The sequence below is a fragment of the Pseudoalteromonas sp. DSM 26666 genome (assembly GCF_900116475.1).
GTDB classification, from domain to species: Bacteria; Pseudomonadota; Gammaproteobacteria; order Enterobacterales; family Alteromonadaceae; genus Pseudoalteromonas; species Pseudoalteromonas tetraodonis.
Map to the genome: position 1 here is coordinate 331,358 of NZ_FPAR01000002.1, position 15,403 is coordinate 346,760.

The window sequence follows — 15,403 nt, forward strand, 5'->3', positions numbered from 1 at the left end:
GTGTCGTATTGCTATTTAATGACGTTTTAAACTCTTAACTATCAGCGTTAATGAAATTGCCATTCCAACTAAAATTTATTCTAATTGGGTACAAAGCGCACTGCAAGCATTTAGAGTAAAAAACAATCAATATTTCACTAAAAAAACACTTCATAAACAAGCTTACATATAATGCTAAACCCGAGTCCCATCATTAATATATAGCCATACAAAATAGCAATAGCGCCACCCGATGCATCCCCTATTTTGTCTATTTCAATACATGTAGAGCACACTATAAAAAAGATGAAAAAGTTTGCAATTAAGCCTAATATATAAGCTTCGCCAAATAGTGGGGAAATACCGACTAATATAGCGCTTAGCATAATAAGTATGCCTGAAAGCGCCTCTTTCAAAGAAAACTTGTACTCAATAATTTTGAGCACTAAGGTCACTACCATTAATGCTAAAAAATAAACCGTAGGTTTAAATTGGCTGTATAAATAATCCACACTAAACATTTGGCTAATCGTCAATGAGGGCTCTTTAGCTGGGCTTAAATTTTCTGTTATCGCGCTTGAAGCGTCATCGGTAAAAAAATACGCTACCGCGACAATAATTAATTTTATCATTCCAAAAAAGATAAAACTGGCGACCATAAACCCTATTGAGTCATCTCTGGTTAATCGCTTGTTTGCTTTGCTTTCTACAATTTTAGCTAGCAATACACCCAATAAGCACACACTACCTAAATAAAGCAGCGCGACCCAAAACTGATCAAGGTAAAAAACCGATAAGCCAGGGGCGATAAATAAAAACATTGAATCTTCATTATCTAACGAGCTTTTTGGCTCAACGCTATATTTTGACTGTTTAAAAAGTGCTAAATAAACAAATAATGGCTGTAAAAACAGCATTAAAATGCAGGTGTTTATAAGAGTCATTTATCATCCTTGATTACAGCCAACACACTTCGCCGAGAGTATTGGCAATTACGAAACTAATTAAAGGTTTATTTTTTGCAGGTAGGTTTTAAGCTTTAATAAGCCTGACTCAAGCTCAAACTTTTGTATTTTAGGGTTTTTAAACTTAAACCCGTTTGATATGTGAGTATTAATCATCGTCGCCATGCCTTCAAAACCCGCAGGGGCAGTTGCAACTAAATCGCTCAATAGTGGTTGAATAAGCTCTTGATGCTCTTCAATTTTGGTTGGATCCTCGTAAATATCGTATACAAGGTTGGTTAGTGTGTGTTGGTTTTGTTGTTCCATAATAATTCTATAGCGCCTTAAATTTAGCGTTTATAGCTCCTTTTTGTATCAGTTTTTATTCAATGATTTATTCTTAATCAAAATTTCTTTTTTAGCTAACTCTAACAAATCAACAGCTCGTTCTTTATCATAAGCTAAAGGGCTGTGGTCAATAACATATTGTGCATGCTCATTTACTGCAAGCCAATTCTGCTGCGATTCATATAAGTTTGCTAACTTAAAGTGCGCAGCCGCAACTAACGAATTTGGCAATTCTGCATCTAATGCTAAAAATTCTTTGTAAAGGGAAATAGCATAATTAATATCTTGCTCCACAAACATACCACTGCCATATAACCAAGCTAAAGTTGAATAAGCTTTTGGCTCTTTTGCCGCAACCCGCTTTTTGGCCTCCTTTAATAATCGAGTTCCATCTCCATTATGAAGGCTTAGTGTAACCAGTGCCTTCCAGTATCCCATTTCATAGGCTTTTTCACACCACTCTTCGAGATACTCAGGCGCGTTAATTAAGCTTTTATGGCACTGCTCTGCGGCAGCTGATACAGTCAAATCTGGAGCATTTATATCTATTGAATTATCCCATCGAGGGCCAGCTGCATGAATGGAAGGCGCTATAAGAATCAATAATAATAAAATTTTAGCCATATCATCATTTCCTTAAAATGGCTTTTTCAGGAATATGAACTGTGTAAGAAGGTAAAGGCGAAGGTATATACGTTCCTTTCCTATAAAAATAAGTTTCCCTTAATGGTTTTTCGACATCAGCCTCCCCCTTACAAACACCATTGTCAATACAGGTAGCTCCACCGATGTACTCTATGATACTGATACGACTAACTTTTGAATTCAACATAATAGAGTCAATTCCAATATGCTTATTGCCAGCATGAAACGCATGATACCTATGCATAAATGCAACAATTCGAGAGCCTTCTTCTAACTTTAAATTTTTACTTAAAATATCTGCCCACATATGGTTTCGTTCGATATGAGAGTCAGTACATGAACCGGTGTCTGCTTGCTCCCAATTACAACGCTCGTCAATCTCATCCATCATTTCAATAGGCATATCTAAAGGAACAATTTTCATCCCGAGAGAATTAGCCGCTTTTACTAACTCCCCATATCCTGTACTTGAAGCATTAGTCCAATTCCATTTTGATTTAAAGTGCTGCTTGATTACGTCAAACCCCTTACCAGTACGCTGATAAAAATCTATTTTGTCTTTTATTCTTGTAGGTAGCATTTCCATTGCAAAATGAGTAAAACCAGCCGCCTTGAGCTGTTTTAAGGCTTTTATAGCCTCATATTTATAAGATACTGGGTTATGGCTCGACTCGGCAATAATAACTAATCGCGCATTGCCGGCCATTGTTCTGTAATTTACATCCGTGTTTATTTTATTCATTATATTTCCTTATATTTGAGAGTTTATAGGGCAGCTTAGTACTTATCTAAATACTAATGGCTAACCACTTTTACGAGAATGGGCTCAGTAGCTACCTGAGCCTTAATTTAATTACTAGCCAAAGGCGATATGAGGTGAAACTTTTACCGCAGCAATTACTAGTGTTTTAAGTTTTTCTAACATCCAAGTTAAAGCTTTTTTTACCCCTGCGTAAGTTATATCAACAGCAACAAATGGCTTTCCTACGAAGTTGAGTATATGCCCAATTAGCCCTTTACTGTCTTCAGCAAACTTAGTTGACATTTGTGAAATTTCGACAATTGACCGAGCTAATAAATCATAAATAGTTAAAACACCTGATGTGCCTATTTGACCCATAATACTTGCTAACTTACCGCTCTCACGTAATAAAGTGATAAGGGCACTCGTGATTTTTTCAGACCAATGTGCATTAAAAGAAGCATGATGGCGGTTATAGTACTTCAGACGTGTCATCGTTAGATTAGATATAGAGCCTTTCTGCATACTTTTATAGTCAGGGTAACTAGCTGCAGTATTAATATAACCTGGCGCATTACCTGCCATTTTATGCGCCGCACCCGTTAATGAAACACACGTACTTAGCCTATATTCGCTCCCCGCATGTACAAACGGCCAAACAGGAACCATAGCTACAGGGTCGCTACGATGAACAGCCCTATAAATGCCATCTAATCTTGTCTCTGTTTTAATTGCGAAAGGGTTAAGACCCACCCTTGGAGATCCAAAAGTATAAAGTTTTACAGGCACCTTATATTGAGCTTTAATCCAATTAGCTGCTAACGTTGCTAAAGCACCACCAAGGCTATGGCCAATACAGTGAACAGGGCGCCCACCTGCCTTACTCAATATTGCTGCTAGTTGCGGTTTAATAGTTTCAAAAGTACGATTAAATCCAGAATGCACCGGTGTCCAGTTTGGGCCAACGGTAACACCACAGTGTAAATCTGTTAACGCATCAGCAAGCCCTGCAGTACCCCGTATTGCTATAACAATCTCGCCCGCATGGTTACCGGTACCTTTGCCTACACCAAAAAAGCCAAAACCAGTAGATTGGTTCAATACATGCTCTGCTGTTGTGCCACTTACACCTGTTAGTGTTGATGTTTTTGAATCAAATGCAAAGTGCTTACTAATAATTGGATTCGACTTTATTTTTTTTGACTGATCACCAGCCGCCGAAACCGCGATGCTTTTGTACGCAAAATCAGCCAGTTGTGCCGCTATGCTAGGAGATAAAATTTTCATGTAAAATCCTTTTATTATTTAAAATCTTTAAAGTAATCCGTATCATCGTCTTCAGTTTCATAGATTTCAAAGTCACTTTTCCATCTACAAATAGTCGAGCCATAAAAATCTAAATTTTCATGAGCATGGTTAGGAAATATAAAATCCACATTAGGTGATACCAAGTCAGCGTTTAGACTGCTTAGCTTTTGTTTATACTCATCAGGCTCATCAATACCACGTAGCTCACTATTCCAAAGTTCATATTCTTCACCGCCATGAATTGCAGTAATAAGTTGATAAGTAACTTCATGCGAGAACATATCACCGGGTATTTTTGACTCAACTACAACTTCTGGCATATAAAACATGCCATCGGAAGCTGTAATAACCTGATCTTCTTTTTCAATTTTATGTGCAAATTTGAGGCTGCGATTAATTAAAACACCTTCAACGGGATTGCCGTTTAAAGTAATAATCCCTTTAACTTCAGAGCACATATGTACATCATATTTCTTTATTAAACCAAACATAGTGGTTTGGGCCTCCTTACCTATATTTCTAATTATTTAAAATAAGTACCATTAATTAAAAAACGTGGAAGTGAATCACTTTCAACCGTTACCTCATTAGCCATATCATGTTAATCTGTCCTGATTGGGCTTCAAGTATATACACGCAGCTAGTACAGCTTCATCCAATAGTTCCTGAGACTTTAATTGGCCCTACCAAAAGCGACCTTTACAGTTACCTTCTTATTTGCTCTGTGGCTATGTCTTCATTTAACAAGCGCATAAACCAGCTGATACTAGCTAAACGCTCTAGATATTGTTTGACCGTTCGATTAAAAAATAGACTTAACTTTACTTAGCTTTTCACCTTGGATGACCTTTTGCGTAAGTGCAGTGCCTTTACACAGCTTATCTCATCTGATAATTGTAGCTTTGTCATTTAACCTATTAGCTTTTATCCATTTACACAGTACTAAGTGAGTGTAATTACTAACTACGGCATAAGCACTAAGCCAATACAAAATACCTTAGCTAATTCAAGCAGCTTGTCTTCAACCCACCCTCTACGATGCTCGTAAGATTGACCAGTAAAGTGGTCTCTCCACATTAAAATGCACGGCGCACGCAACGTGATATTCAGCGGTAGTACTTTGTATAAAATTAAGATTGGTGTCTAGTTTATTTTCTTAGTTTCTAGTTTATTTTCAGAACGAATCTAAGTACTTTCTTTAAGCCACCAAACCTTTAAACTATTCGGAGGTATATTAATTAACTCGATACCCTCTTCGCTATCATCAAAATCTGTTCCATCAGGAAAGCGCGGGAAAGATACATTATTGATGAAGCGATCATACTTTGCTTCGCTACAAGAAGGGCACTCAGGTAAACTTAACAAAAATCGGTCAAGTTTACCCTTGTAGTACTTCCTATATTCACTCCCGCTATCTGGAACTGAGTTTGGCTTAACCTCTGCCAATATAGCGTTAGTTCTGGCCGTAGCCCAGACGATTGTATTACAACAGGAACATTGCCCCCCAACTACTTCACTATCATGCCAAGTGAAATAGCATAATCCATGCTGTTCCATGCCCTTGACTTTAGCAGGCTGAATACCAAGTTCATCTGCACCCCGTAAAATTAAATTGCTCATGGGCTTATTTTCCTATCTAAAATTAACGTTATTGCATCAGAGTCATAGCGACCACCAAACAAAGTAATTGCTCGATTATTTCCGTTCTTTCTACTACTTGGATACAAAATTCCATTATAACCGGCGTCGAATGCTTGGTTGGAAATCTGATTTGTATAACCGTATATTGTTTTCTGCTGAACAGGATTATCGACTTTCGCAGCCAATTTAGCTGGGTCAATACTCATTTTTTTAAGCACATTCGGATCTGTCAAATCCAAAATATTATCCACTCGCACATCACCAACAAACAGAGACTTCCCATCTAAATTTTTACGGACTTCTACATATGAGGTAACAACATTTTCACCAAAGTAAACATCTTCACCAGTTGGGCGATACGTAGGGTCAGAAAAGCGATATTGCGCACTTGGATTTGTACTTAATGCGGGGAAATTTGAATCATATATTTTATGTCCATCCATATGCACATCAGAGCCACTACCAGAAATAATATTCGGTTCGTTATTTGAAGCTTTTAATGCATTTTTAGCACCTTTAGTCCCATTCAAAACAGTCTTACCGCCAGCTAAGGTAGCAGCAATTTCAACAGATTTATGCGCCATTGTAGCAAGTGCTGGTGAACCTGTCGCCTCAAGCGTCGCATCACCAAGCGCTGCCATATTGTCTTCATAATACTCTTGCACGATCGGAGCTAACTTCTCTGATACGGCTTGCCCTGCATCAGTAAATGGGCCTATTTGATTGGATTGTACACTTTCTATGGTATGAACCGCTGCATCTATATCACCTCCTGACATAGCGAGAGTGACAATACCTGCACCACCAGCTACAACATCAACTACTGAGTTTAATAATCCAGAAACAAATAGATCAAGCCCACCTGTAACTGCATCAAAAGCATTAATCTGCTCAACCATCTCATCAGCGGTGCACCCTGATTGCTCTTGTTTACAAATATTTTCTATTTGGCTTCTAAGGTCACCTGAAATCTCTGGCTTTGCATCAAGTGCAACCTTAACCTTTGCCTGTCCTTCTTTACACATTAACCCAAACGGGTCCACCCAATTCACCGGGTTCGGCGCATATTGGTAATGATTTATGCCACCCACTAAGCCAATTGGGTCTTGGTTTATAAAGCGTTGTTGTTTGGGGCTGTAGTAGCGATAACGGTTGTAATGTAGCCCACTCTCGATATCTAAATATTGCCCTTGAAAACGGATTGGCTGAGTAAAGCTGTTCTTAGTATCCGCTTCATGCTCTTGCTTTAGCTCTTCATAACCATACACATCGGCTTGATTTTCCCACACTACTTCTGCTTTGTTGTTGGTTACAAAACATGGAGTATTCAGTTGGTCTAGGTGGTAGTAGTACACCTCACCTTGTTTAATTAGCGCGACCGGGTGAAATTGATTTGGTAGGTTGATATACCAGGTATATTCACCGTGTTGGTATTCGCCAATTAGCTGGTCGTTATCCCAAATGTAGTCTATTTTACCCTGCTCGGTATGCTTGGCAATGCGGCGCCCGAGTGGGTCGTAGTCGTATTGGGTAAGCGTGCCGTTGTTGTTAAAGCAACTTAGCTGATTAAATGCATTGTATTCGCGGCGGGTTTTTATACCTTTACCGGTTTCGCGTATTTGGTTACCGAATTCATCATAATGAAAGTCGCTATCCCCGAAATGGATTAAACGGTCAGCGTCCGTGGTGCCTTTAATAACCCTATCATCTTCGCTTAGGTCACTAGCAAGCGTTGCTGACTTTGAGTCACTATACTCACTTTGAATTACACTAGGTGTATTAGCTGACTGGTTGCTTTCAACCTTATTGATAGCATCGCTCTCATCATTGTGCTGAGTAGTTTGCTGCTCGGCTAACTCGTTATTTTTAATTTTTGACTGGCTAACTGGGTTACCGAAACTATCCCACTGGTATTGGGTAGTTTTTGTGTTCTCACCACTGGCTAGATTTTGCTGAATTAACTGGCCAAGGCTGTTGTACTCAAAATTAATATTGTGGCTGCTAACACCTTCCTCTTTACGCGCAATCAACTGATTTACGCTGTCGTAATTGTACTTACAGGTATCAAATAGTGCTTGCGCAGGATGGGTTAACTGCTGCTGTGTTAAGCGGTTAAATACGTCAAATTGTTGGATAAGGGTTACGTCATTACCAAACTTTTGCGTTTGAATATTGCCTTGACTGTCATAGCTAAGCGCTGCAAGTTCAACAGCCGTGCTATTGGCTTGCTGTAAGTGAATAGCACTTAGCTGGCCGAATTTATTGTAGCTATATTTAAGCGTACTTGAATCTGGCAAGGTCAGTGATTGCCTTCTGCCATAGTCGTCGTAACTGTATTTTAAGGTGTGCACTTGTTGCTGATTATGTACTTGCTCAGCACGCAGTAACCGCCCACCTTTATCAAACTGCTGCTTTAAGGTTGATTGTGCATTGTGCGCACGAGTAATTTTACCTTGCAGGTTATAGTTGTAGTAATTGGCGTTATTAACGATGTGAGTATCGGTTGCCAAACTTGCATGCTGCGCAATCACGCGGCCTAATTTATCGCGCTCTATTTTCACATGGCGTTTGTCACTTTGTGTAACCGAGGTTAAGCGGTTGCAAGCATCGTATTTATATTGCTGTAGCGTACCGTCAAATCCAGTTACTTGCGTTGGGTTTTCGTTAGCGTCATAACTTATGCGGTATACATGGCCGTCGCTACGTTCGATAGCGGTTAGATTGCGCTCTTTGTCGTAAGTTAAATGCAGTGCGCTGCCATCGGGCTGAATAACACAATGTGGCTGGCTTAGCCCTTCAAAGTGTTGCTCGGTGGTATCACCCTTACTGTTTTGCGAGCTAATTAACCGCCCTGCATCATCGTAACTAAAATGTTGATGCTGTTTGTTTTCAGGGTCTTTTTCGTCAAAGGCAATAGTTTGCGCAAGCTGACCGTGCTCATTGTATTTATATTGAGTCAACAAACCTGCGTTATTAATGGTGGCATTTACACGGCCTAAACTGTCGTAACTGTAACGAATAAGCTCATCGTTATAGTGTTTTGCTAATAGCTCACCTTGCTCGTTCCATACAAATTTAGTGACCTGACCATCTTTATTTATGTGTTGGGTTAATTGGCCAAATTTGTCATAGCTGTAAAGTACGGTGCGACCGTCGCCAAAGGTTTCACTTTGCAGCAAACCCGCCACGCTGTATTTACGGGTTATTGTTTGACCATCAGGCAAGGTGGTTAATACACGCTGACCCAATTGATTGTAAGCAAATTTAGTGACACTGCCATCTGGCTGCGTTATTGATTCTAACTGACCGTAAGGGGTATAGCTGTACTTTATTTCACTGCTATCTGGCTTTATTTCAGTAACTTTTTGACCTTGTGCGTTATAGCTATATTGCCACACATTACCATTTGGGTCGGTATGCTTAACTAACTTACCTTGCGCGTTATGTACAAAGTGTTCTTTATGCCCACGCGAGTCTATACAGGTTGTTTCACCAGCGTCTAAATTATATTCAAACTGATACGTATAGGTGTTGTTATCGCCCCACTGTTTTATACACTTAGCACTCGATGAGTAACTGTCCCATTCAAAATGATGGCTAAAACCACTGGCACGGGTACGCTTAGTTAATAAGTTAGCGGCGTTATAGCCATAATGCTCTGTTTCACCTTGTTGATTGGTCGCGCGAACGAGGTTTTTGTTTTCATCATAATCATATTGCGCAAGTAACGGCGTTAGTAATACTGGCTTGTTGTTATCACCTGTACGATAAGCCGAAATGTTTGCCAGCAACCCTTGCGGGTTATATTTTAAAATACAGCCACGCGCTTTATTTACCTCAACGCGATGCAAGCGCTCTTTCGCATCGTAATAAAAACCAATACTTTGGCCTTTTTCGTTAATAACTTTTTCGAGCAACCATGAGTTTTCGCCAGCTTTAAACGTAAGATGCTGATCATCTGGGGTTACCAATACTTGCTTACCATTAGTTTGGTAATGCAACGCCAAATTACTGCTTAGCTGATAGCTCGATTGCCCCGGTTTTACTTTTTCAAAGCGGTGTTTAGCGCCATGCTCATCTTGGTATTCTAACCAGTAGGTGCCTTTTTGTTTTGGGCCTACCTTAGGTGGCGGTAAGTAATGCTCAGTTAACTGCACCATAAAGTCATGTCGCCAACCATTACCCATTACACTACAAACATCCGCATGCGATGAACGGTATAGGCGTCGCCAAATTAATTGTTTACTCCCTGCTAGGGTGAAATCAATAAGCGGCAGTATTTCTTCACCTGAGAGCATAGAAACCGGATCAGAACGACATTCTTGCTTGGTGATAGGTTCTTCACTAGGGGTATTATTACTTGCACCGCCACTGTTTTTAGCCGGCGCTTGAGAGGCACTTTTACCTGAGGCTGTTGAACTGCTCTTACTACTTGGCTTTTTACCTGCTGCGCCGCTATTAGTGTTATCGCTTACTTGAATAGCCGACTTAGCTTTTTGGTGATAACAACTAATTTTATCTGCAACCAAAGCTTGGGTTAATACACTCGCGGTTTCACGGGCTGACGCACCGCGCGAACAGCTCACTCCTGCAAGGTTAAGCAAGTTAATAACGTCTAAACGTTTAGCGGCGTCGCTAGTAAGCGCACTGCCTATTTGCGCAATTTGATTTTTGGCACTTTCAGGCGTGTTAGCTGCTACAGCAACAAAGCCCGACGGCGCAGAACCTTTACCAGCGACGAGGCAAATTGGGTAACTTATTCCTTGTAAAACAACGGTATTACTTTGCATTAGCTGTCTACTTCCTCACTTATCCATAAGTATGATGCTGCACCTTGATGCTTAGCTTGCTCCTGTGAAAGCATTAATGCATAACTAAAATGCTCAACAATTGCAGGGCTTGTGGTTAATTGGTACAAATTAACTAACCCTTCTAGTGCGCCTATTTTCCCTAATTTATAATTGGGTAGTTCGTAATATGTGTGCTCATCAATTAAGCTAGTAAGTAGCTGTAAATTGTTTAGCCAACTATCATCATCTACCCCATTTCCCGGTGCAAAAATTAGATCAATCTTATTCTCTGTTTGTTCAGCTAATCGCGTAAGCATACCTGCTAGCTGATTATGTTTGCTAAAATCAATAGATGCTGCAATCTCATGGCTTACCTGCGACCACCCGCAAGGCACCATTTCAACTACAGCCAACGCACCACCTACACCTTGATATACAAACTGTTGCTGTTTATTTGCTTTAAAAGTTGCATCTAAAGCAATTACATTAAATTTTTGCCATTTTTTTTCACCAGCCAAAGCTATAGCAGAGTGTGCACCTGTTGTTCCATGAAAAATCAGCTCACTGCTATGATCGGGGTATAACTGTTGTAAGCTTTGAGCTAATAACTGTTTTAGCTCATCTTGAAATGATAATGCCGGTAGTAACCAAATCATCGGCAATGTGCTGTCGGTGACTTCTGCCATTAATTCTTTAGATTTAATTATGCAATCGTAAACACATGCATCCCAAGACTGCCATTGCAACTCATTAAAAACAGCACTGTTATCGTCAAATAATAATGTGTCTACGCTGCTAATATTTGGGACAGAAAAGCATGTCATCTCGATTGAAAATGCACTCATGATGCCACCTCGTCCTGAGTTTTATTGGCAGCGAGATGTTGATAATAGCGATATAAATTAAACACCCCTTGGCTATAGCTATCCATGGCCGATAAATAAATGGCATTAGGCACTTCATCAAGAGGGTGCCCTGCAATCAGTCGTAAACTCGACATGGCGGATTCATATTTAGACCAGTTATGTTTTAACTGCTGCTGAAACTCTAATAGCGCGCTTTCATCACCTTGCCAAGCGAGTCGCTGGATATCGTACTCCACTAACTGATCGAGTTTATCACCTAACATGCGTCTTATTAGCGCAATAATTAACGCGGGTTGCTCTACCTGTTGTAATAAAGAATTGGCTAAAACAATCAGTTTTACAAAACCGCTTTGTAATAAAATATGCAGTGTTTGATCAACCGATAAGGTATTACTGGCATGATTACTTAAGCTGTTTACTTGCTCAAAATTTAATGACAACAAAAATAACGACATTAAGGGTGATAGATGGGCTTGCTCACTTAATGCATCAAAAATAGCCGTTAATATCTGTCTATCGTGGTGCTGCGCAAGGCTGGTAATTTGATTTATAGTAACCAGGGTTTGCGGGGGAATTTCATCATCAGCACTGTAAGCAAAAAACAAGGTGTTTAAATTTAATAGCCGAATTAAGTTAAAGCTATGCTGTTGAATAACGACTTTATTTATAATGATTTTAAAAAAGGCACTCAGCGCTGGCTCGTTAAGTAATTCATTTATAAATATAATATTTTTATTTTGTGGCAAGTTAGCCATGACTTCAATACATGCTTGGGCAACTAATTCATCGTTTTTGGTGTTAGTTATTATTTCGACTAGTTGCTCAGTGGTGGGCAATTCAAAGTTATTTTTTTGATTATTATTTTTTGCCGTTAACCAACAGCTTTCTAATAGCGTTTTTCTTAAATAGCGAACATGACCTACACACGTAAACGGGCACAACTGAGCATTACTAATTTGTAGTAATTGTGCTTGATGATCACTTAAATAGGTCGCTAGCAAAGTTAGCCACCAATTAAAACAGTTGGGTTGCCCACAACGATTTTTCCGCCGTGGCCACTATCATCGCCCATTCTGGCGGCAGGTTTACCATTAATTTGAACACTACCCGAGCCTGTTTTCACACTGTCTGGCGGTCCAACACACACTATCATATCGCCTTTGCGGGCAGCGGGCATGCCACCTATTAATACATTGCCAGAGCCAGCAACTATAGGTCCACCCACATGTGGAACTTTAGCGGTCACTTTAGGGCATACATGCATATGACCAATTGTAGCAGCGGGTTTACCCATTTTGACTCCTTGTCGTGTCTTTGTTGGTTTATGAAATACTATTCATAAAGCGGGATAACTAATAGCTTGTTACTGGTTACCAGTAGCGAAATTTCTTCAATTAACTCATCTTTACTGTGATCAGCAAGTGCCACAGCGCTTTGAGTTGCATATTGATATAAGTTTGAAATTACATTTTCACTATTAAGTGCATCACTTAAATGAATAAAAAACTGCTGTGCATAATAGCCATTCATGGCTTTTAAATGACTTAAAGCTGGGCTTAGTAATGGATCATCTGGCCTGTTTATCGGTAAACACACTAAATGCGGTAAACCATAACGGCAGTAAACAACGTGCCCGTTATTTGCAATGCCGTTTCTAAACCCTGATTGAAAATTATTGACTATTTCCATCATTAATTTAACTTAATTACACCAGCAGATAGGGTAATGGCACTGCCATCTACTTTTACATTACTGCCTTTAATATCAATGTTTGTACCTTCAATAGTAATATTACCACTACTGCTCATTTTAATTTGCGCAGAGCCTGTTTTTATCACTATTTCGTCACCCGCTTCAATATTAAGTGTTTTACCGACTTTTAAGGTGTCATTTTCACCCATTTCAGCAACACGGTTAGCTGTGACTTTGAGATTATCGTTATTGAGGATTTCAACATTACGGTCGTTATCTATTTTTTCGTTTTGATCGTTTTTAACGTAAAGCTGTTTATCTTTTTCGGCTTGCATATACACAAGCTCGCTGCCTTTTTTATCCTCAAAGCGCAGCTCATTAAAGTTATCTGCTCCACCTTCTTTAGTTGAGCGAGTCTTAATACCACTTTGCGTTTTTTCACCAGGTAATGCGTACGGAGGCATTAGGTCTGCATTATAAACAGCACCGCTTATAATAGGTTGATCTGGGTCGCCATTAATAAAATCAACCAGAACTTCTTGACCTACGCGGGGAAAGAAAAAGGCGCCCCACTTTTTGCCAGCCCAATTTTGTGCAACTCGGATCCAGCATGAACTTTTAGAGTCTTTTTTACCTTCACGATCCCAATCAAATTGCACCTTAACGCGGCCATATTGGTCAATCATAATTTCATCGGCGCTATCACCCGTTACTATGGCTGTTTGTACGCCGTTGATAACCGGTTTCTTTTTGCTCACTTGCGCTCTGTATGGAATGTCTTTTGGCACACATTCAAAGTGGTTAGAATACACTTCTTCACTCGATGCTTGTGCAGCGCCTGATTGGTTTGGTACCACAATCGACGTCATCATCGAGGTGATAGCAAAGGTTTTACCTTCAAGGCGTGGGTCTTCATGTTTTTTGAAACTAAACAGTTTACCAACAGAGAATGAGCGGCAGTCACTGCGACCGCTCGAGAGCTTCATGTCTCTTTGCAGTGACTCTAGTTGAACTGATGCCAAATTAGCCGCGCGGGGATGACACTCTGCTTCAGCTGTATATTCAAAAATTTCTGATACCGATTGGGTCGGTAATTCTGCGTTTGCTTGCTCTGCATCAGGGTAACGTGATGGCTGTTTAAAATCGTAGCCCAAACGTTTGAAACTACCTGGCGCTAAGCTTAATCCGCCCTGCCAACGCGAAACATGAGACTCACTTAAATGGCCAGTTGAATGAACAACTTTAGCCTCACCACACATTTCATATGCGGTAATATCATCTGCTAAAACTAATGTATGGTTACTTTTTGTATGCTCAAAGAAGTAAAAAATCCCCTCGCTTTGTAATAAGCGTTGGATAAAGTCAAAATCTGACTCTTGGTATTGCACACAGTATTCGTATTTGGGGTAGGTTTTACTGGTTTTATCTGAAAAAGCCACATTGTGTTGGCCAAACAAATCAGCAAATATATCTTTAATTGTTTTCTTTTGGAAAATGCGACTGTTTTTACGATTACGCATAGAAGCGGCAAAAGGCACAATGGTAGCTTGATAATCAATGTAATTTTTTTGCTCATCAACATCCGCCGTACGGCTTCCGTTAGAAACAAGCTGACTCACGATACCGTGATAATAACGCTCTCCGCCACCCTCGGCATTTTTTACCTTGATAGAAACAGGCTTGCCAACCAGATCTTCATGTGCAATTTGTTGGCCTATGGTGTACATATTGACCGACATAACAAACAAATCTGACATGGCTTCTTGCGCAACGAAGCGTGTTAAATAAAGGGCGTCTTTACCAACAGGAGTACTAATTTGAATTACGTTTTTATCTTGTGTTGCTTTTTGCATTCCTTGCTTTTCCCATCCTGAAGATCAAAAAAAGCCCTGGGCAAAGCCCAGAGCTACAATCGGGTAACAAATATTACATTTGTTGACCTTTAACACCGCTGTAACCATATACAAGTGGTGCAGTGATGTTGTTTTGGTCGTCAGTAGGTGTAACAGTCATCATCATTTCAGTGTAGCTGATAGTGATTGTTTCAATTGGACGGTCGTTTTGAACTGATACTGAGTAGCTAGAGATCATGGCATCTGTAAGTTCGATTTTCATGATTTCTTCAACTTTATCACCTTGTTTAGTGATATGGAAAACAGCAGGTAGACCTTTACCAATAGTTGCTTCTTTGAAAAGATCCGGAGATGCTTTATCTTGAAGTTTAGTAATAGTCACATCGCCTAAACGAGTAGAGCTAGATTCACGATCCATCGCCGTACCAGTCGCTGCGCTAATTTCACGGCTAACGTTCCAATCTAAAGATAAAACTGTAATTAAATCTTTGAAAGACTCAGCAGTAGTTTCGCCTTTGATTGAACCGTATTTTAAATATGTATTTGCTTGCATTTGATAATGCTCCTTTTTATTAAACAATATTATCCATTATGT

Annotated in this window: 14 protein-coding genes and 1 pseudogene; all 15 read right to left on the reverse strand. The window is 39.7% G+C overall.

Translation table 11 applies throughout. From position 1 onward, the window contains the following. Positions 1-137: 137 nt before the first annotated feature. The 15 genes and pseudogenes from BM380_RS05425 to BM380_RS05495 all read right to left on the reverse strand — a co-directional run bounded on the left by BM380_RS05425 (position 138) and on the right by BM380_RS05495 (position 15,361). Positions 138-923 carry a hypothetical protein gene (locus BM380_RS05425; RefSeq protein ID WP_090493390.1) on the reverse strand — a complete coding sequence of 262 codons (786 nt, stop codon included), beginning with the start codon at positions 921-923 and terminating at the stop codon, positions 138-140. A gap of 60 nt (positions 924-983) precedes the next feature. Next, positions 984-1,250: a hypothetical protein gene (locus tag BM380_RS05430; RefSeq protein ID WP_090493392.1), complete on the reverse strand. Its 267-nt coding sequence runs from the start codon at positions 1,248-1,250 to the stop codon at positions 984-986. Between the two features lie 48 nt (positions 1,251-1,298). Next, entirely contained in the window at positions 1,299-1,895 is a 597-nt protein-coding gene (locus BM380_RS05435; RefSeq protein ID WP_090493394.1) for a hypothetical protein, read from the reverse strand. Positions 1,896-1,899: 4 nt separating this feature from the next. Continuing rightward, positions 1,900-2,658, reverse strand: coding sequence for a ChaN family lipoprotein (locus tag BM380_RS05440; protein WP_090493396.1), 759 nt, complete (start codon positions 2,656-2,658; stop codon positions 1,900-1,902). A 114-nt stretch (positions 2,659-2,772) separates the two neighbouring features. Then, on the reverse strand, positions 2,773-3,945 hold the full coding sequence (locus tag BM380_RS05445; protein WP_090493398.1) for a lipase family protein: 1,173 nt from the start codon (positions 3,943-3,945) through the stop codon (positions 2,773-2,775). 14 nt (positions 3,946-3,959) lie between these two features. Further along, positions 3,960-4,424, reverse strand: coding sequence for a DUF6795 domain-containing protein (locus tag BM380_RS05450; RefSeq protein WP_139232425.1), 465 nt, complete (start codon positions 4,422-4,424; stop codon positions 3,960-3,962). Positions 4,425-4,652: 228 nt separating this feature from the next. Beyond that, positions 4,653-5,072: pseudogene (locus BM380_RS18410) on the reverse strand (transposase); the annotation flags it as partial. Positions 5,073-5,151: 79 nt separating this feature from the next. After that, on the reverse strand, positions 5,152-5,586 hold the full coding sequence (locus tag BM380_RS05460) for a hypothetical protein (RefSeq protein WP_090493401.1): 435 nt from the start codon (positions 5,584-5,586) through the stop codon (positions 5,152-5,154). Further along, the gene (locus BM380_RS05465) at positions 5,583-10,397 is read right to left on the reverse strand and encodes an RHS repeat-associated core domain-containing protein (RefSeq protein WP_139232426.1); all 4,815 of its coding nucleotides are present in this window, start codon (positions 10,395-10,397) and stop codon (positions 5,583-5,585) included. Before BM380_RS05465 ends, BM380_RS05460 begins: the two co-directional genes overlap by 4 nt. After that, positions 10,397-11,242 (reverse strand): hypothetical protein, encoded by an 846-nt coding sequence (locus BM380_RS05470; RefSeq protein WP_090493403.1) that lies wholly within the window; start codon positions 11,240-11,242, stop codon positions 10,397-10,399. The genes BM380_RS05465 and BM380_RS05470 overlap by 1 nt, the downstream gene beginning before the upstream one ends. Next, positions 11,239-12,264 (reverse strand): hypothetical protein, encoded by a 1,026-nt coding sequence (locus BM380_RS05475; protein ID WP_090493405.1) that lies wholly within the window; start codon positions 12,262-12,264, stop codon positions 11,239-11,241. The genes BM380_RS05470 and BM380_RS05475 overlap by 4 nt, the downstream gene beginning before the upstream one ends. Before the next feature lie 2 nt (positions 12,265-12,266). Continuing rightward, positions 12,267-12,557 (reverse strand): PAAR domain-containing protein, encoded by a 291-nt coding sequence (locus tag BM380_RS05480; RefSeq protein WP_013462976.1) that lies wholly within the window; start codon positions 12,555-12,557, stop codon positions 12,267-12,269. A 38-nt stretch (positions 12,558-12,595) separates the two neighbouring features. Continuing rightward, a complete protein-coding gene (locus tag BM380_RS05485; RefSeq protein ID WP_036955207.1) occupies positions 12,596-12,955 on the reverse strand; it encodes a hypothetical protein in 360 nt (119 codons plus the stop codon). Continuing rightward, a complete protein-coding gene (gene tssI, locus BM380_RS05490) occupies positions 12,955-14,808 on the reverse strand; it encodes a type VI secretion system tip protein TssI/VgrG (protein ID WP_024602740.1) in 1,854 nt (617 codons plus the stop codon). Before tssI ends, BM380_RS05485 begins: the two co-directional genes overlap by 1 nt. Positions 14,809-14,881: 73 nt before the next feature. Further along, positions 14,882-15,361 (reverse strand): Hcp family type VI secretion system effector, encoded by a 480-nt coding sequence (locus BM380_RS05495; RefSeq protein ID WP_013462973.1) that lies wholly within the window; start codon positions 15,359-15,361, stop codon positions 14,882-14,884. Positions 15,362-15,403: the final 42 nt, after the last annotated feature.

Bases quoted from the DNA above. Each gene is read 5' to 3' on its own strand.
- BM380_RS05425 (WP_090493390.1), bottom strand. From the start codon at position 923: ATGACTCTTATAAACACCTGCATTTTAATGCTGTTTTTACAGCCATTA.
- BM380_RS05430 (WP_090493392.1), bottom strand. From the start codon at position 1,250: ATGGAACAACAAAACCAACACACACTAACCAACCTTGTATACGATATT.
- BM380_RS05435 (WP_090493394.1), bottom strand. From the start codon at position 1,895: ATGGCTAAAATTTTATTATTATTGATTCTTATAGCGCCTTCCATTCAT.
- BM380_RS05440 (WP_090493396.1), bottom strand. From the start codon at position 2,658: ATGAATAAAATAAACACGGATGTAAATTACAGAACAATGGCCGGCAAT.
- BM380_RS05445 (WP_090493398.1), bottom strand. From the start codon at position 3,945: ATGAAAATTTTATCTCCTAGCATAGCGGCACAACTGGCTGATTTTGCG.
- BM380_RS05450 (WP_139232425.1), bottom strand. From the start codon at position 4,424: ATGTGCTCTGAAGTTAAAGGGATTATTACTTTAAACGGCAATCCCGTT.
- BM380_RS05460 (WP_090493401.1), bottom strand. From the start codon at position 5,586: ATGAGCAATTTAATTTTACGGGGTGCAGATGAACTTGGTATTCAGCCT.
- BM380_RS05465 (WP_139232426.1), bottom strand. From the start codon at position 10,397: ATGCAAAGTAATACCGTTGTTTTACAAGGAATAAGTTACCCAATTTGC.
- BM380_RS05470 (WP_090493403.1), bottom strand. From the start codon at position 11,242: ATGAGTGCATTTTCAATCGAGATGACATGCTTTTCTGTCCCAAATATT.
- BM380_RS05480 (WP_013462976.1), bottom strand. From the start codon at position 12,557: ATGGGTAAACCCGCTGCTACAATTGGTCATATGCATGTATGCCCTAAA.
- BM380_RS05485 (WP_036955207.1), bottom strand. From the start codon at position 12,955: ATGATGGAAATAGTCAATAATTTTCAATCAGGGTTTAGAAACGGCATT.
- tssI (WP_024602740.1), bottom strand. From the start codon at position 14,808: ATGCAAAAAGCAACACAAGATAAAAACGTAATTCAAATTAGTACTCCT.
- BM380_RS05495 (WP_013462973.1), bottom strand. From the start codon at position 15,361: ATGCAAGCAAATACATATTTAAAATACGGTTCAATCAAAGGCGAAACT.